The organism is Pseudomonas sp. IPO3749 (assembly GCF_013386605.1).
GTDB classification, from domain to species: Bacteria; Pseudomonadota; Gammaproteobacteria; order Pseudomonadales; family Pseudomonadaceae; genus Aquipseudomonas; species Aquipseudomonas azotoformans_A.
Window position 1 is genome coordinate 1 of record NZ_JACARN010000158.1, and the last position, 302, is coordinate 302.

The following is a 302-nucleotide window of genomic DNA, read 5'->3' on the forward strand; positions in this document are numbered from 1 at the left end:
AGCCTGGAGCGTAGCCCTGACGAAACCACCATCCTCAACGGCCGACGCTTGCTGGAAAACATGAGTGAGCCGCCAGGATATTAGGTGTGATCAACGGGTATCTTGGTGATCGTAGGCTGTCGTTGCGACAAGGCACCATCGTCGATGCGACGATCATTCACGCGCCAAGTTCGACCAAGAACAAAGATGGCAAACGCGATCCCGAAATGCACCAAACGAAGAAGGGCAATCAATATTACTTCGGCGCCAAAGCGCATATCGGTGTCGACGATCAGTCAGGCGTGGTGCACAGCGTGGTGGTC

1 pseudogene is annotated in these 302 nt (G+C 54.6%); it reads left to right on the plus strand.

What is annotated here, in order from left to right:
- A pseudogene (locus tag HX812_RS31905) lies at positions 1–302 on the plus strand (transposase); the annotation flags it as partial.